The 22762-nt window shown below is 60.2% G+C and carries 21 protein-coding genes; 9 read left to right on the top strand and 12 right to left on the bottom strand.

Annotation, left to right across the window (positions count from 1 at the left end; translation table 11 throughout):
- Window positions 1–357: 357 nt before the first annotated feature.
- The 3 genes from QMM04_RS10755 to QMM04_RS10745 all read left to right on the top strand — a co-directional run bounded on the left by QMM04_RS10755 (window position 358) and on the right by QMM04_RS10745 (window position 3694).
- Window positions 358–1677, top strand: coding sequence for an MFS transporter (locus QMM04_RS10755; protein WP_282996157.1), 1320 nt, complete (start codon window positions 358–360; stop codon window positions 1675–1677).
- A 1-nt stretch (window position 1678) separates the two neighbouring features.
- Complete coding sequence (locus QMM04_RS10750) at window positions 1679–2872, top strand: enolase C-terminal domain-like protein (RefSeq protein WP_211724740.1); 1194 nt, start codon at window positions 1679–1681, stop codon at window positions 2870–2872.
- Between the two features lie 123 nt (window positions 2873–2995).
- The gene (locus QMM04_RS10745) at window positions 2996–3694 is read left to right on the top strand and encodes a GntR family transcriptional regulator (RefSeq protein ID WP_211724739.1); all 699 of its coding nucleotides are present in this window, start codon (window positions 2996–2998) and stop codon (window positions 3692–3694) included.
- A 29-nt stretch (window positions 3695–3723) separates the two neighbouring features.
- Here QMM04_RS10745 and QMM04_RS10740 read toward each other — a convergent pair whose 3' ends face one another.
- Window positions 3724–4299 (bottom strand): TetR/AcrR family transcriptional regulator, encoded by a 576-nt coding sequence (locus QMM04_RS10740; protein WP_211724738.1) that lies wholly within the window; start codon window positions 4297–4299, stop codon window positions 3724–3726.
- A gap of 88 nt (window positions 4300–4387) precedes the next feature.
- Here QMM04_RS10740 and bdcA point away from each other — a divergent pair, with 88 nt between their 5' ends.
- Complete coding sequence (gene bdcA, locus QMM04_RS10735; RefSeq protein WP_282996156.1) at window positions 4388–5101, top strand: SDR family oxidoreductase; 714 nt, start codon at window positions 4388–4390, stop codon at window positions 5099–5101.
- Window positions 5102–5103: 2 nt separating this feature from the next.
- On the opposite strand, the gene QMM04_RS10730 is transcribed toward bdcA, so the two are convergent.
- From QMM04_RS10730 to gcvA, 4 genes are all read right to left on the bottom strand, one after another.
- Window positions 5104–5349, bottom strand: a complete 246-nt coding sequence (locus tag QMM04_RS10730; protein WP_282996155.1) for a hypothetical protein — start codon at window positions 5347–5349, stop codon at window positions 5104–5106.
- A gap of 188 nt (window positions 5350–5537) precedes the next feature.
- On the bottom strand, window positions 5538–6428 hold the full coding sequence (locus QMM04_RS10725; protein ID WP_282996154.1) for an oxidoreductase: 891 nt from the start codon (window positions 6426–6428) through the stop codon (window positions 5538–5540).
- A gap of 19 nt (window positions 6429–6447) precedes the next feature.
- Complete coding sequence (locus QMM04_RS10720; RefSeq protein WP_282996153.1) at window positions 6448–7275, bottom strand: DMT family transporter; 828 nt, start codon at window positions 7273–7275, stop codon at window positions 6448–6450.
- Between the two features lie 75 nt (window positions 7276–7350).
- Window positions 7351–8256 (bottom strand): transcriptional regulator GcvA, encoded by a 906-nt coding sequence (gene gcvA, locus QMM04_RS10715; protein ID WP_104187184.1) that lies wholly within the window; start codon window positions 8254–8256, stop codon window positions 7351–7353.
- A gap of 272 nt (window positions 8257–8528) precedes the next feature.
- On the opposite strand from gcvA, the gene QMM04_RS10710 reads away from it, so the two are divergent.
- Window positions 8529–9230: an OBAP family protein gene (locus QMM04_RS10710; RefSeq protein ID WP_282996152.1), complete on the top strand. Its 702-nt coding sequence runs from the start codon at window positions 8529–8531 to the stop codon at window positions 9228–9230.
- A gap of 14 nt (window positions 9231–9244) precedes the next feature.
- On the opposite strand, the gene QMM04_RS10705 is transcribed toward QMM04_RS10710, so the two are convergent.
- From QMM04_RS10705 to QMM04_RS10690, 4 genes are read right to left on the bottom strand one after another with little or no spacing between them, the layout of a single operon-like run.
- Window positions 9245–10024, bottom strand: coding sequence for an SDR family oxidoreductase (locus QMM04_RS10705; RefSeq protein WP_104187187.1), 780 nt, complete (start codon window positions 10022–10024; stop codon window positions 9245–9247).
- Window positions 10025–10034: 10 nt separating this feature from the next.
- Window positions 10035–11114: a M24 family metallopeptidase gene (locus tag QMM04_RS10700; protein WP_282996151.1), complete on the bottom strand. Its 1080-nt coding sequence runs from the start codon at window positions 11112–11114 to the stop codon at window positions 10035–10037.
- Window positions 11107–12750, bottom strand: coding sequence for a GMC family oxidoreductase N-terminal domain-containing protein (locus tag QMM04_RS10695; RefSeq protein WP_282996150.1), 1644 nt, complete (start codon window positions 12748–12750; stop codon window positions 11107–11109). Before QMM04_RS10695 ends, QMM04_RS10700 begins: the two co-directional genes overlap by 8 nt.
- A gap of 10 nt (window positions 12751–12760) precedes the next feature.
- Window positions 12761–14080, bottom strand: a complete 1320-nt coding sequence (locus tag QMM04_RS10690; protein WP_021509553.1) for an MFS transporter — start codon at window positions 14078–14080, stop codon at window positions 12761–12763.
- Window positions 14081–14287: 207 nt separating this feature from the next.
- Here QMM04_RS10690 and QMM04_RS10685 point away from each other — a divergent pair, with 207 nt between their 5' ends.
- Window positions 14288–15460 carry an ROK family transcriptional regulator gene (locus QMM04_RS10685; RefSeq protein ID WP_282996149.1) on the top strand — a complete coding sequence of 391 codons (1173 nt, stop codon included), beginning with the start codon at window positions 14288–14290 and terminating at the stop codon, window positions 15458–15460.
- Window positions 15461–15562: 102 nt separating this feature from the next.
- Complete coding sequence (locus QMM04_RS10680; RefSeq protein WP_282996148.1) at window positions 15563–16999, top strand: sugar porter family MFS transporter; 1437 nt, start codon at window positions 15563–15565, stop codon at window positions 16997–16999.
- Between the two features lie 61 nt (window positions 17000–17060).
- Here QMM04_RS10680 and QMM04_RS10675 read toward each other — a convergent pair whose 3' ends face one another.
- Window positions 17061–17810, bottom strand: coding sequence for an SDR family oxidoreductase (locus tag QMM04_RS10675; protein ID WP_282996147.1), 750 nt, complete (start codon window positions 17808–17810; stop codon window positions 17061–17063).
- Between the two features lie 144 nt (window positions 17811–17954).
- Here QMM04_RS10675 and QMM04_RS10670 point away from each other — a divergent pair, with 144 nt between their 5' ends.
- Together QMM04_RS10670 and QMM04_RS10665 are read left to right on the top strand one after the other, a co-directional pair.
- The gene (locus QMM04_RS10670; protein WP_282996146.1) at window positions 17955–18860 is read left to right on the top strand and encodes a LysR family transcriptional regulator; all 906 of its coding nucleotides are present in this window, start codon (window positions 17955–17957) and stop codon (window positions 18858–18860) included.
- Window positions 18861–19073: 213 nt separating this feature from the next.
- On the top strand, window positions 19074–19937 hold the full coding sequence (locus QMM04_RS10665; protein ID WP_021509548.1) for a DMT family transporter: 864 nt from the start codon (window positions 19074–19076) through the stop codon (window positions 19935–19937).
- Window positions 19938–19966: 29 nt separating this feature from the next.
- On the opposite strand, the gene QMM04_RS10660 is transcribed toward QMM04_RS10665, so the two are convergent.
- Both QMM04_RS10660 and QMM04_RS10655 read right to left on the bottom strand, forming a co-directional pair.
- On the bottom strand, window positions 19967–21781 hold the full coding sequence (locus tag QMM04_RS10660) for a glycoside hydrolase family 15 protein (RefSeq protein WP_282996145.1): 1815 nt from the start codon (window positions 21779–21781) through the stop codon (window positions 19967–19969).
- Between the two features lie 74 nt (window positions 21782–21855).
- Complete coding sequence (locus QMM04_RS10655; protein ID WP_058770520.1) at window positions 21856–22749, bottom strand: SDR family oxidoreductase; 894 nt, start codon at window positions 22747–22749, stop codon at window positions 21856–21858.
- Window positions 22750–22762 lie beyond the last annotated feature (13 nt).

Raw genomic sequence — 22762 nt, 5'->3', positions numbered from 1 at the left:
TGGTCAGGGCGGAGTTTCCCGGCGCGCACACCATATTCTGTGGTGAGCCTGTGACTGATAGCGAAATATGCTGGTGTGCAGCGCGATTAATCGTGACCTGCAGCTTACCTTTCTGGCAAATATCTCCCAACTGCAATAACCGCTGACTCCAGTAACCTGCATCATGCCGCACCACACATTTGCGCGCGCACCGGCATCGACACAGCGAGGTTTATCGCCCTCACCGGGTCTTTTGCGCTGAAACGTTTCACATCTCATTTCCTCTGCAAGACGATTGAACTGTCAACGATGGATGTATACAACAGAACTTGTATACAAGTGCATTTTTTATCCGTGACACCAACATCGGGAAAGACCATGCAAAGTACAGATACTGAGATTGAAAAGCGGGTGATCCGCAAACTCTCGTGGCGACTGATTCCGCTCCTGATCGCCTGCTACGTGATCGCCGTGATTGATCGGGCCAACATCGGCGTGGCCGCGCTAACCATGAATGCCGATCTTGGCATCAGCGCCGCCAGTTTTGGCCTCGCCGCCGGTCTGTTTTTTCTGCCTTACGCCCTCCTTGAACTGCCTTCCAACCTGCTGATGGAAAGGGTGGGCGCGCGCTGGTGGATCGCCCGCATCATGGTGACCTGGGGCATCATCTCCGGTGCGCATATGTTTGTGTGGAACGAAAACAGCCTGTATGTGATGCGTGCACTGCTCGGCGCGGCTGAAGCCGGTTTCTTCCCCGGCATTGTGTTCTATCTCACCCTGTGGTTTCCGGTGGCGTGGCGCGGCCGCATCATCGCCTCGTTTATGACCGGCATTCCGATTGCGCTGATTATCGGCACGCCGGTGTCCAGCCTGTTGTTGGAACTGCATGGATGGCTGGGGCTGCGCGGTTGGCAACTGATGTTTCTGCTGGAGGCCATCCCGGCAATTGTGCTGGGGCTGATCGTCCCCTTTGCCTTGCCCGATCGGCCTAAAGATGCCCGCTTCCTCAGGGCAGATGAGCAGCAGTGGCTGACGACGACATTAGCCGCGGAACGGCAAAAACTGCCGCCGCACGGCCACGGTGGGCTGCTGAAAGCGCTGTTTAGTCCGCTGGTATTGTTGTTCAGCCTCACCTATTACGGGCTGGCGAATCTCAACGGCGCGGTGAGCACCTTCCTGCCATTGATCATCAGCGAAACCGGGTTAGGCCATGTGCAAACCGGTTTCATCACCATTATCCCTTACGTGTTTGGTCTGGCCGGCATGCTGGTGCTGGGCCGTATCGCCGACCGGCCAGGATCGCGGCTGCTGGCCAATTACCTCGCGCTGATTTTCTCCTTTGTCGGCCTGCTGTGCGTCGCGTGGTTCGATAACTCGCTGGTGAAAATGATGTTTCTCTGCTGTTCGGCATTTGGCTTTTTTGGCGCGATGCCGGTGTTTTGGGGCTTGCCAGCGCAGTTTATTCCGGCATCCGTGGTGGCAGGCAGCCTCGCGCTGATCAACGCCCTCGGCAGTATTGCCAGCGTCGTGAACCCATGGGTGATCGGCGTGATTCGCGATCGCAGCGGCAGTTACAACGGCGGATTTTACTGGCTGGCGGCGATGGCCCTGCTCTCAATCATTACCCTGAGCATCATCTTCCGTCGCCAGCGTTTACCGGCTTATCAGACCAGCAATGAACAACGTGAGGGGCAGTAGTATGAAGATTGTCGATGTCCGGTTACTTGAAGTGCAAGGCGTGATGCCAGGGAACGGCGATTTCTGGGAAGAGCGGCTGGCGCGTCCAACCGATGTGTATGCGCAGTTTCGGACTGTGGATAATCATGACGGCGGCGTTCAGCGTGAAGACGGTTTTGCGATTACCACCGTGTTTCTTGAAATCGTTTCTGATGAAGGCGTGGACGGGCTGGCAGGCCCGGTGCCACACGCCGTAGCGTCAATCATTCATGGTCAGCTGCGGCCGTTGCTGCTGGGTCAGGACCCGCGCGACACCGAGCGCCTGTGGGATCAGATGTACCGGGCGCAGATTCATGGGCGTCACGGCGATGGCATGCTGGCGATCAGCGCGGTGGACTGTGCCTTGTGGGATTTGCGTGCCAAATGGATGCAGCAACCGGTGTTTCGCCTGCTGGGCGGATCGATCCGCGAAGAGATCCCGGCTTATGCCTCCATGCTGGGGTTTGCGGTGCAGGATATGGCGCGGGTGCACGAGCGGGCGCTGGAGTACAAGGCGCTGGGATATCGTGGACAAAAATGGTTTTTCCGCCACGGGCCGATGAGCGGCAGAGAAGGGCTGAAGAAAAACATCGAACTGGCAAAAACGCTGCGCGAAGCGGTGGGTGATGATTACGATCTGATGTTTGATTGCTGGCAGTCGATGGATGTGACGTATCTGCTGGAACTGGCGAAGGGCATCGAACCGTATCGCCCGCGCTGGCTGGAAGAGTGCGTGATGGCCGACAGAATAGACAGTATGCGCCGGCTTAAGGACAAACTGTCGATCCCGATGGCGGGAGGCGAACATGAGTACACGCGCTGGGGCTTCAAACGCTTCTTTGATTCCGGAGCGCTGGATGTGATTCAGCCCGATATCTACTGGTGCGGTGGGCTTTCAGAAACGTTAAAGATCGCTGCCATCGCCAGCCTGTACGACCTGCAGGTGATTCCGCACGGGCATTCCAGTATCGCCACGGCCCATTTCAGCACTACGCAATCGCCGATCCACACGCCGTATCAGGAATATCTGGTGAAATGGAACGATATTCACCAGTATTTCCTGCGCGATCCGCTGGTGCCACAGCAGGGATTGATCCCGGTGCCGCAGGGGCCCGGCATGGGCATGGCGCTTAATCCCGCGCATATCCAGCAGCAGCGCTATCTGTTCACGTCGTAACGCAACGTCCCCCAAACAGGCCCGTTATTGTTTGGGGGATCTGTCTCTTGTATACTACAAAACAGTTCCTTCTGTCATTGTGACCCCCTAAATGCTCGCTGTTTAAAGGACGTACGCTGCGCCATGCCCGCCGATAAACTCATCATTGACTGGTCAGCTAAAAATATTCTCCGCCCGCAGTCGCTGAGCAGCATTCTGGCCGATCATATTCGTGATTTGATCGTCAACTGCCAGATTGAGCCCGGTGCATTGATTTCCGAGAACGACATTGCCACTCAGCTCAACGTCAGCCGCACGCCGGTCAGGGCGGCGCTGCAAAAGCTGGAGATGGAGCGGCTGGTGCAGATTATCCCGCAGCGCGGTACCTTCGTGTTTTCGTTCAACGAGCGCGAGATGCGGGAAACCTGTGAGATGCGGCAGATTCTGGAGTCAGGAGCGTTAAAGCTGGCGCTGCAGCACGATCGTCAGGCGCTGATCGCGCGCCTGAACGAACAGCTGGCGCGTGGACGCGATGCCTTACAAAACGCGCCGGAGACCTACCGTGAAACCGATGCGTCGTTTCATATGGCGCTGATTGAGGCCAGCCAGAACAGTGAGCTGGTCGGGTTTTACAAAACCAGCATCAACCGCATTCGCGCCTTTCTCAACCACCTGACGCGCACGCCGGAAGAGTTTCAGGGTTCGCAAAACGATCATGAAGCGATTGTGGCGCTGTTAACCCAATATGAAGACGAACAGGCGCTGGAACTTTTGCACTGGCACCTCGGCGGCATCATGCGCATGTTCCAGCGGTCGGTGGCCGACGCTGGCGCGCGCGGTTAACCGGTCACCCCCTCGCAGCTAAAAAGCGATCACGCCTCAAGCGCAGCAGCTACGGCCAGACCTGCCAGCTGCGCGCTGGCAAGCAGTTGCTCAACGCTGTGGCCCTGACGCGCTCTGGCAGAAAGTCCCGACATCACGGTGCTGACAAAATCGGTCAGGCGCTGTGCCTCCTGCGGATAGCGGACGGCGATGTAGCGCCGAATGGTGTGCTCTGCGGCGCGATGAAACACGCTGGCCGCCTCGCGCGCCTGCTGATCCTGACAACGAATGCCTTCCAGCACCAGACAGCCCGTACACACATCATCCCGGCCATAATGCCGCGCCGCCGCTTTCAGCAATGCATCGAGGGCCTCAGCCACCGGCCGATCCTCGCGCAGTATTTCCGCCAGCGGAATCGAGCCGGTGGCGGCGTAGCGATCGAGGACGCGGGCATACAAGCCGGCCTTGTTACCAAATGCGCTGTAAAAGCTTGGCGGATTGATGCCCAGCGCGTCAGTGACATCCGCGACGCTGACGGCGTCATAACCTTTGGCATGAAATAATCCCTGCGCCACAGCCACGGCGTGTTCAGGGTCGAAGTTACGGGGACGACCAGGTGATTTCATATTTTATAGTGCTCGCTACAAAATTGCGTTGACATTCATTCGGGCTCATTTTGTAATGCATACTAAGAAATCACAGGTGGAGATGCAAATGAGCGGATTCAAAGATAAGCAGGTTCTGGTACTGGGTGGCAGTCGCGGTATTGGTGCGGCTATTGTACGGCGCTTTGCTGATGAGGGTGCCAGCGTGACTTTCACCTTCTCAGGCTCGCCCGAGGCCGCTGCGCAGCTGGCACATGACACCGGTTCGGCTGCGGTTCATAGCGACAGTTCAGAGCGCGATGCGGTGATTGCCACCGTACGCGACAGCGGACCGCTGGATGTGCTGGTGGTCAATGCCGGTATCGCCCTGTTTGGCGATGCGCTGGAACAGGATCCGGATGCGGTGGATCGCCTGTTCCGCATTAACATTCACGCGCCGTACCATGCTGCGGTCGAAGCCGCCCGACAGATGCCAGACGGTGGCCGCATCATCATCATCGGTTCGGTTAATGGCGACCGCATGCCGATTCCCGGCATGGCGTCTTATGCGCTGAGTAAATCTGCGTTACAGGGGCTGGCGCGCGGCCTGGCGCGGGATTTCGGACCGCGCGGCATCACCATCAACGTGGTGCAGCCCGGCCCGATTGATACCGATGCCAATCCGGAAAATGGCCCGATGAAGGATCTGATGCACAGCTTCATGGCGATCAAACGCCATGGCCGCGCTGAAGAAGTGGCTGGCATGGTGGCATGGCTGGCAGGACCCGAAGCCGGCTTCGTTACCGGTGCCATGCACACCATTGATGGAGCGTTTGGCGCGTAATCTCAGTGCCTGAACAGCGCGCTCACCACCGCACCGAATACCGAACCGGTGGCAAAGGCGTGTTCGGTCATCTGCTCTTCATGGCGAATATCAGCCAGCCGCCGCAGCGCCGCCTGCGCGCTGGCTGCATTAATTTCTTCATCCATCTTGCTGTAACCGTCCGCCATTAGCAGCCGGGCACGTTCCACATCCGATCGTTCCAGCGTGGCGATAACCTGTTGTTTGCGGTAAAAAACGTAATCTGTCATAAGCGCGTCCTGTTGCCGTAACTGTAATTATGCCGAAAAGGCGGCCGTTTAATTCAGCTGAACATTGCATCCTATTGGTAGCGGCGCGATTCATCGCGCAACACATTGCGCCGCAATCAAAGCGTAGCCGTGGTGTTAAGAATTCACAGCATACCTTTTTCTCTCCGCGCGAAAGGCAAAATAGTGTATCAGCCCGGTCCTTCGCTGCCCGCTGCCAGCAGCGGCACCACCACATCGCTAATGGGCGTCGCAATAGCGTGCTGACGACCATAACGCTGCACCACACCGTTGCGGGTATCCCATTCCAGCGGGCGGTTGGCCTGGCGATCGGCGAGAATCGAGGTGCTCAGATCGGGCGGCGCGCGGTGAAATCCATCGATAATCGCCTGTGGCACGCTGTCGTCCAGCACCGCACCGGCCGCGCGCGCCACCGTCAGGCACTCCTGCAAATAGGCCAATCCCAGCTGTGTAATATCGCCGCGGCTAAACATGCCGGCGCGACGGTTGGCCAGCACCATCAAACCGGCGGCGGCGTTCTGTAACAGCTTGCGCCAGGCGATGGAGAGAAAATCTGCTGCCAGCGCCACTTCACAGCGCGTGTCGCGCAGTGCATCCACCACGCGCGCGGCCTGCGGCACATCCGGCAAGGTCAGGCGAGGCTGGGCGCGCAGCCAGACTGACGCATCCGGCTCGCGCTGCGCCGGAAACCACACCACCGAAGGCAATACCGTGGCACCGTTGACGTAAGGCACCAGCTGGATCTGCTGCTCGACGCCGTTTTGCAGCGCGCACACCACGGTTTTTTCATCGCACAGGGTAGCGAGCCACGCGGCGCAGTCTGCCACCTGGGTGGTTTTAACCGCCACAAACAGCAGGTCGCAGCGTTGTGTCATCTGTGCGGCATCATGTAATACCGGTCCGGGCACGCTGATTTCGCCCGCATCGTGGCGCAGCGTTAACTGCGCATGGGCCGTGCGGCCACACAGCAGCGGCGTACGGCCGGCTTCGTGCAGCACTGCCGCGACGGTGGTGCCAATCGCACCGGGGCCCAGCAGGGCGATTTTACAACGTTCAGACATGCTGCCATCTCCTCATCGTTTAACCGATCATCAGCGTGCCGAGGGCAATCACCGCACACGCCAGCATTTTCCTTACCGTTAAAGCTTCGCCGAGAAACAGCGCGCCCAGCACGGCGGCAAACAGCACGCTGGTTTCACGCAGGGCCGACACCGCGCCCATCGGTGCTGCCGTCATGGCGTAAATAATGATGCCGTAGGCCAGCAGCGAAACCAGGCCGCCCGCTGCCGCGCTCAGTAAGCCGGGTCGCCACTGCAGCAGGCTTTTGCTGTCGCGCAGCGCGATATACACCGCCGGCATCAATATGCCCCACAAGCTGCACATCCAGGCGGTATACGCAAATGCATTGCCGGCAACGCGCACGCCCATGCCGTCCACCACGCTGTACGCGGCGATAAAGGCACCGGTCGCCAGCGTGTAGCGCAGGCCCGGCAGCGCCAGTTTGCCGCCGCGCAGCGCCAGCGACACAATGCCAGCGGACACCAGCACGATGCCGCACAGCGTAGTAAAGGCGATGTGCTCGCCGGCAAACAGCGCGGCGGCGCAGGTCACCAGCAGCGGCGACGATCCGCGCGCAATCGGATAGGTCTGGCCGAGATCGCCGCTCTGGTAGCTGCGCACCAGGCACAGGTTATAGCCGACGTGCAGCAGCGCCGACAGCAGCGCATATTTCCAGCTGGCGCGCGCCGGCAGCGGCAGAAACAGCGTACTGAGCGCACACACCAGCGCGATCGCCACGCACATAATGGTCATTGACCACAGGCGATCGGATCCGCCGCGCAGTAAGGTGTTCCAGCTGGCGTGCAGCAGTGCGGCGCACAGCGTTAAGACAATAATGTAATCAGGCATAGGCTGATGCTATGCAGCCGCAGATCGATTGAAAAGCGAAGATTTATCATTGCGCTATGAGTAAATACTCATACTTCACTGATAATCCTGCTGCGCCTGACGTGATTCTGCGAGCAGCCAGCGTCGAAAATTAACGATGTGCGGCTGGCTTTCAATGCCCTGCGGACAGACGAAATAGTAGGCGGCGGGCGAGGAAAACGCGACGTTGAACAGCCGTACCAGGCTGCCGTCGCGCAGCTCTTTTTCAACATGACCGCTGCGCGCCAGCGCCACGCCTTGCCCCAGCAGCGCGGCTTCCAGCGTCATATTGGTGTCGGCAAAACGTACGCTCTCCTGTAAGGCATCCAGCGTCAGGCCGACCTGTTTAAACCAGATCTCCCACTTTGGCACCAGATCGGCGCCATCACGCATCAGCAGCGGGTAACGCAGCAGCTCTGCCGGTTCCTGCGGTGTGCCGAAGCGCTGCAGCAGCGCCGGGCTGGCGACCGGAAACAACTGTTCACGAAACATAAATTCGCTGTGCAGCGCCGGATAATTGCCATGGCCAAAGCGGATCGCCACGTCAGAATCCTGGCGCGAGAAGGTAATCGCATCATCGGTACTTTCCAGCGTTACCAGAATTTCCGGGTGCTGGCGCGTCAGGCCCGGCAGGCGCGGCAACAGCCACTTCAGCGCAAACGAGTAGGTGGTATTCACGCGCAGCCGCACGCGGCCTTTCTGCTCGCGTAAGTCGGCTAAGGTGGTTTCCAGATTACTGAAAAACTCGCGCACGATCGGTGCCAGCGCCGCACCGGCCGGCGTCAGACTCAGCGTTTTGCCGCGCTGAAACAGCTGTACGCCCCAGATCTCTTCCAGGTTTTTGAGCTGATGGCTGACGGCGCTTTGGGTGATAAACAGCTCTTCCGCGGCGGCGGTAAAGGTCGGATGGCGCGTTGCCACTTCAAACGCGCGCAGCATGGCGGTAGGCGGTAACTCTCTCATCGGTGCAGCCTTGTTTTATGAGCGTTCACTCATGATAGCGGAATCGTCTGTTCGCTCACGAAACTTATTCACCCACCCTCCAGTTTAGCCTCACAGCCTGTCACTTTGCTGACAGTGGCCGACACATTCATCACTGAATCGGCGGCCAGCTGAATGGTTGGTTATTTACCGCGTGGCGGTTTTAATTCGCCGCCGGATAGGGTTCCCGCTGCGCTCGCGTCCTGTCGCTGATTAACTATGTTTATCACTCAATATAAGAATGGGGTGATGAAATGCGAAACCGTGTATTTAGCGCGCTGGCGTTATTGTTATTATCCGGCTGTGGCGCGAATAACAGCGCCTCGCCGGTTACGGCACCTGGTGCGCCTGAGGCGGGGAAAACCGCGCTGCTGGAGAGCGGGGCGGCGGCGTTGCAGTCGCGGCCGCCGATTGAGGCGATCAATACGTATCTGGATGGTTTTCATTATTACTGCGGAAATCAGCAGGGGCAGATGGAGGCCCATCACTACGTCACCATTCTTAATGATGACGTGATGCAGGCGGTTATTTTTGACGGTAACAAAAAAGACGCCAAATTAATGGGCGTGGAATATATCATCAGCGAACGTTTATTTAAGCAGCTGCCGGCGCAGGAAAAGCAGTACTGGCACAGCCATCGCTATGAAGTGAAATCCGGTACGCTGATTGCCCCTGGCCTGCCGCCGGCCGCAGAGCACGCGCTGATGAGCAAAATCGTCAACACCTACGGAAAAACCTGGCACACCTGGCATACCGACCGCGATAAAACACTGCCGCTGGGCGCGCCGACGCTGATGATGGGCTTTACCGCCGACGGTCAGCTCAACCCGGCGCTGCTGGCTGACCGCGACAAGCGCTTTGACGTCGATACTGCGACAATCCGCACTGACCGCGCTGATATCGCCGCCCATCCGGTGGCAGAGGGGGCCGATCGTTGCCGGCGCGTGCATCCGTAACCGGTGATTCCGCTCTACTCGTGATACATCTGGCTGCGGCCGCCGTCGATCAGGATATCGGTGGCATTGATAAAGCGCGCCTCGTCGCTGGCGAGAAACAGCGCGGTGTAGGCCACTTCATCCGGCTCGCCGATGCGTTTACACGGCAGCAGCGCCGCCTGACGCGCGCGCTCGGCCTGCGGATCCGGACAGCTCGCCAGCCAGGCTTCAGCGGCTGGCGTCATGATCAAACCGGGCGAAATACTGTTTACGCGGATGCCCTGCGCGGCGTACTCCACGCCCAGCGAACGCGTCAGGCCGATCAGCCCGTGTTTAGCCACCGGATAAGGGAACGCGCCGGGAATGATTTTGTGCCCGTGCACCGATGCAACGTTAACGATGTTGCCATACTGACGCGCCAGCATCGCCGGCAGGACGCTGCGTATCAGGTTGTACGGCCCTTTCAGATTGGTGTTCATGCAGCGCTGCCAGTCATCCTCGTCCAGCGTCAGCGGATCGCGAAAAACGTTTACGCCAGCGCAGTTGATCAGGATATCAATATCTCCCAGCGCCTGCTGCGCCTGCTGTACCGCGCGGCTAACCTGCTGCGGCTGCGTGACATCGGCTGCGCAGGCCAGACAGCGCTGGCCGGACTGCTGCTGTAGCTGCGCCGCCAGCGCTTCGCTGCTGTGTGCGTCGCGATCAAACAGCGCCAGGCGGGCGCCTTCGCGCGCAAACAGGGTGGCGATGGCGCTGCCGATGCCGCTACCGGCACCGGTAATGATGGCGGTTTTATTGGCTAAACGTGGGGACATAGTCGCTTCCTTATGAGGATGTCGGGAGAATCAGCCAGTCGGCCAGTTCAAGGGTATTATCACCGCGCTGCAGGCGAATCAGCGGCCAGCTGTCGCTGCGCGTGAGCGGCACCAGCCCGCTGCGGCTGAGCAAAAAAGTGTCTTCGCTTTTCACGCCGCTCAGCGTCGGGTTCCACGCCACGGCGATGTCGGGCTGCACCTCGCCGCGACTCTCCGGGGTGATAATCCAGTCGCGGCAGCCGTAACCGGCCGGACCGCCCTGATGATGATCGCGCCACGCCTCAGCGTGACCGTGGCGTTGATAAGCTTGGGTGATGTCGGCAAAAATCGCTGACCAGCTGCGCTGCGCCTGGGTGGCATACAGCATATCGGCGTGGATCTCCGCCAGCGTCACGATGCGCTGGCGCAGCGCCGCGTCGGGTTCGCCGAGATGCATCAGGCGCGTCAGGCTGACATGCAAACCGTGCCGTTCGGCACCGAGGGTGATCAGCATCATGCGCTGCAGCGTTTTGTGCGTCGGCACCGGATGTTTAAATGTGGCGATGCGCTCATCGGCGGCCACCAGCGTGCACATCGGGCGAATGCCGCGCGCCAGACAGCCGGCGGCAATGTCGGCTTCGACCTGCCATTCGCTGACGCCCGCGCGCAGCTGGCGCGCCACCGTTTCGACAACCTGCGCCGTCTCCTGTCCCAGCGTGCGAAAGCGCTGCTGTTCCGCTGCGCTCAGCCCCTGGCGCAGCGTAATCATCTGCGGCTGGATATCGCTCAATCCTGCCATGGGCGTATCGCTGCCGATATTGCCCGCCGGCAGCACGCTGCTCAGCGACTGGTACCACGGATAGTGCCGGGTCGCACAGCTGAACGGCAGCGGCTCTTCGGCCAGAATGCGCGGTAATTCATTGTCCGGTGCCAGCAGCAGCACGCTGTCGCGGCCGATCAGCAGGCTGGCAACGCCGGTCTCGGCGCGCTCCACCACATAATAGCTGGCCCCGTCGGTCAGCCAGGCGATGTTATCGCGGCGCGTCAGCAATACCGCATCCAGCTGCCAGTGCGCCAGCGCCTGTTGCAGGCGCGCCAGTTTGTCACTCATACACGGCCTCCTTGTGCTCGACAAGTTGTGACTGCAGAACCAGTTCTGCAGCGCGATGCGCCACGGCCATCACCACCGCATTGGTGTTGCCACTGATAATATTCGGCATCATCGAGGCATCCACCACGCGCAACCGCTGTACGCCGCGCACGCGCAGGTCATCGTGCAGCACCGCCAGCGGATCGTCATCGTGGCCCATGCGACAGGTGCCGACCGGGTGATAGCCGGTTTTCACCATGCGCCGGCAGTGGGCGCCAATCGCGTCATCACTGGTGACTTCTGCACCAGGGAAAATCTCCTGATTGACCATCTCACGGATGGGCGCGGCTGCCAGCACCTGACGTGCAAAGCGAAAGCCGGCGAGGGTGCGGGCTAAATCGTCCGGATGGCCGAAAATCTGCGTATCGATCACCGGCAGGCTGCTGGCGTTGTTATCGCGCAGCGTGACTTCACCGGTGGCCTTCGGGCGCAGCAGCAGAGAATTCACCGTGACACCGTCACCGGGATCGGCACCCATCACATCGCGATCGAGATAGACCGTTGGCACGCAGAACATCTGAATGGTGGGCGTCGCCGTGAAATCGAGCGGATCGAAAAAGGCGCAGGTTTCCACGCCGGTGGTGGTCACCGGGCCGCTTTTGAACAACAGATATTGCAGTCCGGCTTTGACCATCGGCCAGCCGCGATCCTGGCCGTAGTAGCCAAACGCACCGCGCGTGCTGGCAACAACCGGTACTTCGTAATGGTCCTGCAGGTTTTTACCCACGCCCGGCAAGGCATGGCGCACGGTAATACCGTGCTGTTTCAGCTGCTCCTGCGGACCGATGCCGGAGAGCATCAGCAGTTTTGGCGTCTGGTAGGCACCGGCGGCCAGAATCACTTCGCGGCTGGCGCGCGCCTGTTGCGGCTGGCCATCCTGACGATAGCGCACGCCGCTGGCGCAGGTGCCGTCAAACAGCACCTCTTCAACCTGCGCACCGGTGACCAGCGTCAGCCGTGCGTCATGGCGCAGCGGGTTGATAAACGCATCCACCACGCTGCAGCGCTGCCGCGTCTGACCGTCAATGGTGTGCTGCATGAAGCCGACGCCAGACGGATTGCCGCTGTTAAAATCCGCCGTGTAGGGAATACCCAGCCCCTGCAGGGTTTTGACATAGGCGCGGCTCAGCGGACTGAAGTGGCCGAGATGCGACACTTTCAGCGGGCCGCCAATGCCGTGATTGGGTGCGCCGAGGTGATCGTTATCTTCAATGGCGGTAAAGTGCGGCAGCAGCGCCTCCCACGACCAGTCGATGCCCTGATGGCCCAGCGCCTGGTTCCAGTCGGCGTAATCCTGTTTATGGCCGCGCATGTAGACCATGGCGTTGACAGTCGAACCGCCGCCCAGCACTTTGGCCTGCGGCACGATCACGCCGCGTCCGTTGAGCTGCGGCTGCGCTTCGGTTTGATGCATCGTCAGAAACCGGTCGCTGGCGAGAAACTTCATATAGCCGGCGGGCATTTTCAGCACCGGATGGTATTCGTCGCGCCCGGCCTCCAGCAGCAGCACGCGCGCATTTCCTTCGCTGACCAGGCGCGCGGCAACGATACAGCCCGCGCTCCCGCCGCCCACCACAATGTAATCGTACTCTTTCATAACGCTCCGTTTACTCCGATGCGATGGAATCTAACCGGCGCAGGCGCTGCGCCGCCGGGTTGTGCTGCTCGCCCGGATCGAGCGGACTGAGCAGATAACGCCACGAGATAAACGCACTCACCAGATACAGGAAGGCGTAGCCCCAAACCACCCCGAGTGTGCCGAGCAGCGCATTGATTGCGCCGTACAGCGCCGGTCCAAAGAAAGTGGACAAGCCGGCGGCGAAGCAGTAAATCGCCATGGCGTTACCTTTATCCTTCGGCTGGCACAGCGAGGAGAACAGCGCGGCGGCGGGTACGTAGCCGCACAGCGTGATGCCGTACAGGCAGGCGCAGATCACGCTGAGCACAAAGCTGCCGTGACTCCACTGCGGCACAAAGTACATCAGCAGCATCGAGACGCCGGAACCCAGGCCGCCGAACACCGTCAGCACTTTGCGCCAGCCGATGCGGTCGCTCAGCTTGCCAACGATCGGATTAAAGCTCATGCCCACCAGTCCCATGATGGTGATCAGACTGAGGTATTCGGTCTGGGAAAAGCCAATCTGTTCGGTGAAAAAGCCCGGCAAAAAAATAAAGAAGCCGAAGTAGGGCGTGGTGTTGATGATGCGCACCACTGCCGCGGCAGCGATGCGCGGCTCACGCCACAGAATATCGATGCCGCCCATCAGCGTGCGCAGCGTGCCCTGCTGACGATGTTCGGCATCCAGCAGCGACTGATAACCGCTGCGCTCTTTCAGCGCCAGCAGCATCACCAGCAGACCGATCGCCACCAGACCCAGTGACAGCCAGAAGGTGGCGTATTCGCCCACCAGGCGGATAGAGAAGATCGCTACCAGCGAACCGAGCGTCGGCAGCCCGCCGGTAAATGCCAGCCAGAACCAGCCGGTGGCGGAGCCGCGCATCTCCGCCGGGGCCGCCGACTGAATCCACACCAGAAAGGCGTAGGCAAACATCGGATAAGCCACGCCGCGCAGGCCATAGGTTAGTGCCAGCAGCAGTACGCTGTGTGACGGCAGCGCCACGGCCAGGAACAGCACTTCAAACACAATCCAGATCAGGCCGCCCGCCAGCATCACTTTACGCGGGCCGATCAGCGTTGACAGCGAACCGGCCAGCCATGAGCCCAGCGTGACGGTGACGCCGTAAAAGGCGATTACCCAGGCAGCGATATTCAGGGAGAAGCCGTTTTCGTGCAGATAGGGCGCGAGATAGTTGGACTCGACGCCGTCGCCAATCATAAACAGCAGGACTGCCAGATAGCCCCAGGCCAGCGCGGGCGGAATGCCGAGGCGGATCAGCCACGGATGGGTTGCAGGTGATGTTGTCATTATGTTTTCTCTGTAGGGTTGGTGTCAGCACAGCCAGATAAAGCGTTCGCCCGGCATTATCAGAACGTTTTTTACCGGGATAGCGCGAACGGGTTGTTATGAGCAGGGACTCTAAAGCACGGCAGGCGCGCAGGATGGCGCAACCATCACAGAAGTCAGTAAACACTGTTTAGTAAGATGAGCGCGGATGAAGCGAAAGGAGGCCGCGTGAAAACCGTCGGACTGAATAATTTTCAGGTGCGTAAGCACAACAAAGCGCTGTTTATGCAGCTGATGTGGCGTCATAAACGTCTGAGCAAATCGCAGCTGGCGCAGCTCAGCGGCCTGACTATTCCGGCGGCCAGCAAGATTTTGCAGGAGCTGCTGGAGCAGGGCCACGTGCAGCACTCCAGCGCCACGCTGAGCACGCGCGGCAACAGCAACGGCAGTTTTCGGCTGCCGGCCGAGGGCGCGTGGACGCTGTGCCTGTGCGTCAAGCCGACCAGCATTGAACTGCAGCTGGCGGATGCGCAGCTGGTGGCGCAGGGCGACTATCAGCAAATCAGCATCAACGCGCAGACGCCAGAGCAGCTGCTGGCAGAGATTGAAACGGTGTGGCGCGCGACCTGTAAACGCTGGCCGAAGCGGCAGATTAATCTGGCGCTGGCGGTGCACGGGCAGGTCGATCCGGTAACCGGTGTCTCACAGCATATGCCGCAGGCGGCGTGGCGCAGCCCGCTGCAGCTGAAGTTTCTGCTGGAGGAGAAGCTGGCGGTTGACGTCCGCGTCGATAATGACTGCGTGATGCTGGCGCTGGCGGAAAAGTGGCTGAACCGCAATGCGCTGGCCGAATTCTGCGTCATCAATGTCGATTACGGCATCGGCTCATCATTTGTCATCAACGGCGAGATCTTTCGCGGCAACCTGTACGGCAGCGGGCAGATTGGCCACACCATTATTGATCCGCACGGGGAGCGCTGTAACTGCGGACGGCAGGGCTGCCTGGAGACGGTCGCCTCGCTCAGCACGCTTAAGCGGCTGGCGCATCAGCGCGCGCCGCAGGCGGTGCAGCCCACCAGCCGTCAGCTGCTGGCCGCCTGGCAGGCCGGCGAGCCGTGGATCGTCGAGTGGTCGCTGCGCAGCGCGGAAGCCATCGGCATGAGTCTGTACAATTTCCTTAATACACTGAATATCAATCAAATCTGGCTGTACGGTCGCAGCTGTACTTTTGGTGAGAGCTGGCTGCAGACCATCGTGCACCAGATTGATTTCAATCCTTTTGATCCGCGCGATGCGCTAAAAAGCAAAGCCACCAACGTGCATTTTGGTCAGCTGGATCGCGCCCGTCAGGTCCTCGGCATCGGTTATCTCTATGTCGAGGCCGATCCCGGTACGGCGTAGTTTACTAAACTCCTGTTACTAAAATCTGTGAGGGCCTGAACTTTCACCCTGCGGTATCGGTGGTGAGATAGCCGCACTTTGACCCTGGTGCGGAGAGTGGCCGTGAACAATCATCAACATCTGAATATGCGTTACGTGTGGAGCATCTGTCTGGTGGCAGCCTGCGGCGGTTTGCTGTTTGGCTATGACTGGGTGGTGATTGGCGGGGCCAAACCCTTCTATGAGGCCTGGTTCAACGTCACCGATCCGGCGGCATCCGGCTGGGCGATGAGCTCGGCGCTGGTGGGCTGCGTATTTGGCGCGCTGGTGTCCGGCTGGTCAGCGGACAAGCTGGGGCGGCGGCTGCCGCTGATCGTCGCCGCACTGCTGTTTGTGGTGTCGGCGATCGGCACCGCGCTGGCCAGCAGCTTTACGCTGTTTGTCTGGTGGCGCATTATCGGCGGCGTCGGCATTGGTATCGCCTCGGCGCTCAGCCCGATGTACATCGCGGAGATCAGCCCGGCAGACAAGCGCGGCAAGTTTGTCGCGGTTAACCAGCTGACAATCGTCATTGGCGTGCTGGCGGCGCAGCTGATCAACCTGATGATTGCCGATCCGGTCGTCGGCGCATCAACCCATGCGGCGCTGCGTGAAACCTGGAACGGTCAGGTTGGCTGGCGCTGGATGTTCGCCTCGGCTGCCGTGCCGTCGCTGGCGTTTCTGCTGCTGATGATGTGGGTGCCGGAATCACCGCGCTGGCTGATGCTGGTGGGCCAGCCGCAGCGCGCGCTGGCGATGCTGAATAAAATTGGTTCGCCTGCTTATGCGCAGCAGACGCAGCGCGAGATTGCCCGCGCGCTGGAACAGGATCGCCAGCAAACGCGCGCCCGCGCCGGCTCGCTGCTGGCACCGCGCACGCTGCCGATTGTCATCACCGGCATCGTGCTGGCGATTTTCCAGCAGTGGTGCGGTATCAACGTGATTTTCAATTATGCGCAGGAGATTTTTGCTTCGGCTGGTTTCGATATCAACGGCACGCTGAAGTCGATCGTGGCCACCGGCCTGATCAATTTGCTGGCAACAGTGCTGGCGCTGCCGCTGGTGGACCGGCTCGGTCGCCGCAAACTGATGCTGATCGGCGCCGGAGGACTGACGCTGTGTTATGCACTGATTGCCGGTGCCTACACGCTGGGCATCACCGGCTGGCCGGTGCTGATTCTGGTACTGGCGGCGATTGCGGTTTATGCGCTGACGCTGGCGCCGGTCACCTGGGTGCTGCTGGCGGAAATTTTCCCCAACCGGATTCGCGGTCTGGCGATGTCGGTCGCCACGCTGGCGCTGTGGATTGCCTGTTTTGTGCTGACTTATACCTTTCCCATCCTCAATGCCGGACTTGGTGCAGCGGGCAGCTTTATGCTGTATGGCGTGATTTGTGCGGCGGGCTTTGTCTTTGTGCTGCGTCGCGTGCCGGAGACCAAAGGCATATCGCTGGAGCAGCTGGAGCAGCAGCTCACCGCAGGCGAGCCGGCTGCGGTGGCAGGTGAGCATTCGCTGCGTTAACCGCAGCCATGCTTAAGGCAGAAAGCCGGTGCGCCAGGCGGCGCACCGGTACAACACCCGCTTACACCTGCGCCATACCGCCATCGACAAACAGCTCGGCTGCATTAATAAAGCTGGCGGCATCGGAGGCGAGAAACGCCACCACCTTGCCAATCTCTCCCGGCTCACCCAGACGACCGAGCGGTACCTGCGCGGCCAGCGCATCGAACAGCCCCTGGCGCTGATCTTCCGGCACCAGGCCGCCTAAGCCGGGCGTTTTCACCGGGCCGGGACTCACCACGTTAATGCGAATGCCGCGATCTTTCACATCCAGCGCCCACGAGCGGGCAAAGTTACGCACCGCCGCTTTACTGGCGCTGTAAACGCTGAAGCCCGGCGTACCCTGAATTGCGGCGGTGGAGCCGGTGAGAATCACCGATGCCTTATCGCTCAGCAGCGGCAGCGCTTTTTGCACGGTGAACAGCACGCCGCGGACGTTGGTGCTGAAGATACGATCAAAATGTTCTTCTGTGATGGCCCCCAGCGGCAGCATGTCGCCGCCACCGGCGTTGGCAAACAGGATATCCAGCCGGCCGGCCTGGCGCGCAATCTGCGCATAGACAGCGTCGAGGTCGCTTAACTGTGCTGCATCGGCGCGAATGCCGGTGGCGGCGGCGCCGATGCTGGCGACGGCCGCATCCAGCTCAGGCTGACGACGACCGGTGATAAACACGCGTGCGCCCTGTGCCGCCAGTTCCTGGGCGGTGGCGAGGCCAATACCGGAGGTGCCGCCGGTAACCAAAGCAATTTTGTCTTGCAGAATCAGGTTCATAGTATGTACTCCACAGTTGATCAGGTTAAGTGGTGACGGCCTTGCCGTCGCTGAAGTGCACTGTAGCGCTGCCGCTTTTACGGATAAATGGTGTAAAATCGAAAGGACTATTTCTCTGGGTGGATAATCAGGTAAGGGGCGACAATGGATCAATTGCTGGCAATCCGGGCGTTCGCCCGCGTGGTTGAGGCAGGCAACTTTACCCGGGCCGCCAATTCACTGGATATGCCTAACGCTACCCTGAGTAAGCTGGTGCAGGAGCTGGAAGCGCATCTCGGTGTGCGCCTGTTGCTGCGCACCACGCGCCGGGTCACGGTGACGGCAGAAGGGCGCGATTACTACGAGCGGGCGCTGCGCATCGTGCGCGATCTGGAAGATATCGATTGTGCGTTCAATAGCGTCACGACGAAACCGCACGGTCAGCTGCGTATGGATATCGGCGGCTCAACGGCGCGCGATGTGCTGCTGCCGGCGCTGCCCGATTTTGTCGCCCGGTTTCCCGACATCACCCTGGACCTTGGCGTGTCCGATCGCACCGTGGATCTCATCAGTGATAACGTGGACTGCGTGGTGCGCGGCGGTCCGCTGAGCGATTCGTCACTGGTGGCACGGCACTTAGGCAATGCGCAAATGATCACCTGTGCCACGCCCGGCTATCTGCGGACCTACGGCATTCCGGCGTATCCGCAGGAGCTGAACAATGGCCACCGCATCATCAGCTATCTGTCGCCGCAGAGCGGGCGCGCCTTTCCGCTGCGCTTTCGCCATGGTGAAGAGCGAATCGAGATCAAGACCGCGCACCGCGTTGGCGTCAATGAGAGCAACGCGCACCTTGCCGCGGCGGTGGCGGGTCTGGGCATCATTCAGACGTTCCGTTACGCTGCGGCCGCGGATTTGCAGGCCGGACGGCTGGTGGAGATCCTCGCCGACTGGCGTCCGTCCGACTATCCGTTCCACGTGGTCTATCCGCAGAGCCGCCATCTCACCCAGCGCCTGCGGGTGCTGATCGACTGGCTGCGTGAGGTGTTTCCGCAACGGCTGAATGGATGACAGGGTGTAAACAATCTGTTAACGTTTGGCCTCAACCCCATGCTACAGGCGCGTTTATGACACTCTCTGCTGATTCCGCATCGTCATCTGACTTTCGCCTGTATGCGCCTTGCTGCCCGCCACCTCCGGCACGCGTTGTGATTCGCTAAGTATCGAACTTCCTGCGCCTCGCTAAGCGAGCGCGCTAACAACGTTTGTTTCAGGAGCAATGCTATGCGTTCTTCTTCTTCGCTGACTTCGCAGGCAGCGACGTCAGGCTTTGTGCTGCTGTGGGGCAGCGCAGCCATTTTCTCGCGTCTCGGGCTGGATAATGCCTCACCGCTGGCACTGCTGGTGGTGCGTTTTAGCATCGCGCTGGTTGCGCTGTTGCTGGTGGGACTGTTTCGCCGCCGCTGGCTGCCGCAGCCCGGTACGCGCCCGCGCGTAATGCTGACCGGCCTGGTGTTGATCGGCGCTTATTCGCTGTGTTATTTCCAGGCGATGGCGGAGGGCGTGACGCCAGGGCTGATCGCCACCATCATGGGCATCCAGCCAATTCTGACGCTGTGCCTGGTGGAGCGGCGTCTGCCGGGCAGGCGGTTGCTGGGCTTAACGGTCGCGCTGGCGGGGCTGATACTACTGGTGTGGCGCAGTCTGGCGGCGTCGCAGCTGCCGCTCAGCGGCGTGCTGTTTGCGCTGGCCGCGCTGCTGTGCATGACCTTCGGTGCCATCATGCAGCAGCGGGTGACGCAGCATCCGGCGCAGGTGCTGCCGCTGCAGTACGGCGTGAGTTTACTGCTGTGCCTGCTGTTGCTGCCGGTTAAACCTTTTCATGTCAGCTTCACGCTACATTTCTGGCTGGCCGCGCTGTTCCTCGGCGTGATGATCTCCGTGGTGGCCCAGCTGCTGCTGTATCGCTTACTGAGCGCGGGCAGTATCGTTAACGTCACCAGCCTGTTTTATCTGGTGCCGGTGATTACCGCGCTGCTCGACTATCTGCTGCTGGGTAACCGGCTGCCGTGGCTGAGCCTGCTGGGCATGGCGGCGATTCTGGCGGGTATCCTGCTGGTATTTCGTGCGCCACAGCCTTCACGTTAGTATCATGCCCCGCCAGCCGGCGGGGCATTTCAGCCATGATCGGTCAGCGTCTGTGCGGCGCAAATTAATGCCAGATGACTGAGGCCCTGCGGCATATTGCCGCGCCATTCGTCACTGCGCACATCAAACATTTCGTTGAAAGTTTCCACGTTGCCGCGCTGGCACAGTTTGCCGAGGATCTGCTGCATGGCGCTTTCGGCACGCGTTGTCTCGCCCAGCGCCGCCCAGGCTTCCACCAGCCAGAACGAGCAGGCGATAAAAGTGCTCTCTTCCTGTTCCGTGCCGCTGTAGCGATACAGCATGGCGCTGCCGTGGCCCAGTTCCTGCTCAATGGCACGGTAGGTGGCCTGCATACGTGCCGGGTTGACGCGGCTACCGTAGGGATGCACCAGCGCCAGCGCAGCGTCCAGCCGGCCGTTGCTGTCGGGATAAAACACATACGCCTGTTTCTCTTCGTTCCAGCAGTGCGCTTCAATCCAGCTGCTGATGCGGTCGCGCTCGCGCTGCCAGCGTTTCAGCCACGTGGGTTCAATGTGGCGTGCTTCGGCCAGCGCGACGGCGCGATCCAGCGCCAGCCAGCAGGCCATTTTCGAATGGGTATAGTGCTGCTGTTCCGGCAGTTCCCAGATACCGCTGTCTTTCAGCCGCCATAAATCGGCACAGTGGTTAGCCAGCGCACCCAGCATGCGCGAGGTGGCTAAATCCAGCACGTGCCCGGCGCGTATAAACAGCTCGGCGGTGGCAAGCATATCGCCGTACATGCTCAGCTGCAGCTGGTCGCGGGCGTTGTTGCCCACGCGTACCGGCTGGGAATGATGATAGCCACGCAGCGGCACGAAGCGTTCGGCAGGCACTTCGTCGCCTTCCAGCGTGTAGCAGGTGCGCAGCGCGGTACCGTGGCGAATGATGGTTTTCGACAGCCAGGAGAACGCCGCTTTACAATCTTCCAGCGCACCGAGAAAAACAAAGGCTTTGATGATCAGACAGGCATCGCGTACCCATGCATAGCGGTAGTCATAATTCTTTTCCCCGCCAATGCCTTCCGGCAGCGAGGTAGTGGCTGCCGCCGCCAGCGCGCCGGTGGGGGAATACCATAAAAATTTCAGCGACAGCGCCGAGCGGCGCACGTGCTCAGCAAAGCGCCCCTGATAGCTCAGGCTGCGGGTCCAGTCGCACCAGGCGGTATGGCTGGTTTCAATCCGGGTATCGATCGCCTCCAGCGGCGGCACCGCCAGCGGTTCGCGCTCGGTGACCAGCAACGCCACCAGCGATCGACTGTCCGCAGCCGTCCGCAGCGTAGCGCTGATTTGCTCATCGTCACGCTGTTCGATCTGCCAGTCCTCGCTGGTGCGCAGCATCGCCATCAGATCGCCGATATGGTACACGTCGCCCTGTTCGGTGCTGTCCTGCCACGGCGAGCGCGTTTCGGCAACGGTGCCAAAGCGCAGCGTCAGACGCAGGGTCACTTCGCCATCAATGCCTTCCACGCGCCGCGCCAGTTCACTCCAAGGCAGACGGCCGGCCAGCGTGCTGTTCAGTGATTCGGTCAGCAGCACGCTGCCATCATCGGTAAAAAAGCGGGTTTCCAGTACGTTACTGTCGGCGCGATAAGCGCGCTCAATGCGGTAAGGGACGTCAGGTTCAATCTGGAAAAAACCGCCAATCTCCGGGTCGAGCAGGCGGTCAAACAGCGGGGCTGAGTCGAGGTTGGGCGCGCACCACCAGTCAATCGCGCCGTCGGGCGCAATCAGCGCCACCGACCGGCCTTCACCGATGGCCGCGTAGTCGCCTAGACGGGCAAAGCCCTGATCGCGCATCGGCGACTGCAGCGTTTGATTATTCATGGATCTTCCCTGTCAGCACAAACGGCAACGTGGCCGCCCGCGGCAGCCACGTAATCCGGATGAGCACCCGTATGTCAGAGGGTGCCGGTACCGCCATCAGAGCACCATACCTGGCCTGAGGTGAAGCTGTTGGTGGTCTCCGCAAAGGTCACATACAGCGGCGCGATTTCAGCCGGCTGGCCGGGGCGTCCCAGCGGCGCGCTGGCACCAAACTGCTCGACTTTTTCCTGCGGCTGGCCGCCGCACACCTGCAGCGCGGTCCAGTAAGGCCCTGGCGCGACGGCATTGACGCGAATTTGCTGTTCGCCCAGCTGTTTCGCCAGCGCTTTGGTAAAGGCAGCGATAGCGGCTTTGGTTTGCGCGTAATCCAGCAGGATGGCGCTCGGTTCATACGCCTGAACCGACGAGGTATTAATAATGGATGATCCGGCAGGCAGATATTCCAGTGCCGCTTTGGTGATCCAGAACATTGCATAAACATTGGTCTTAAAGGTGGCGTCAAAATCTTCCGTTGAGAGCGTGCGAATTGACTCATTAAATTGCTGGCGACCGGCGTTATTCACCAGAATATCCAGACCGTCGAGTTTTTCTGCTGCCTCTTTTACCAGCTGCTGGCAAAAAGATTCTGAGCGAATATCACCCGGAATAGCCACCGCTTTACGGCCTTCCGCTTCGATTAATTGCACCACTTCAGCGGCGTCCTGCTCCTCTTCCGGCAGGTAGTTGATCGCCACGTCTGCCCCTTCACGGGCATACGCAATGGCTACCGCGCGACCAATACCGGAGTCGCCACCGGTAATCAGCGCCTTGCGCCCGGTTAAACGGCCAGTGCCGCGATAGCTGGTTTCACCGTGATCGGGACGGGGTTCCATCTTACTGGCTAATCCCGGAATGGGCTGATGCTGCTTTTTGAATGGCGGCTTTGGATATTCCTGGGTAATCAGCGTTTTGTTAGTAAATGAAGTCATACCTATCTCCTTG

Origin of the sequence: Pantoea sp. Pa-EAmG, assembly GCF_030024295.1 — a bacterium.
Classification (GTDB): Bacteria; Pseudomonadota; Gammaproteobacteria; order Enterobacterales; family Enterobacteriaceae; genus Pantoea; species Pantoea dispersa.
Note: the sequence above shows the minus strand (reverse complement) of the source record. Positions and strands in the feature narration are given on the sequence as shown.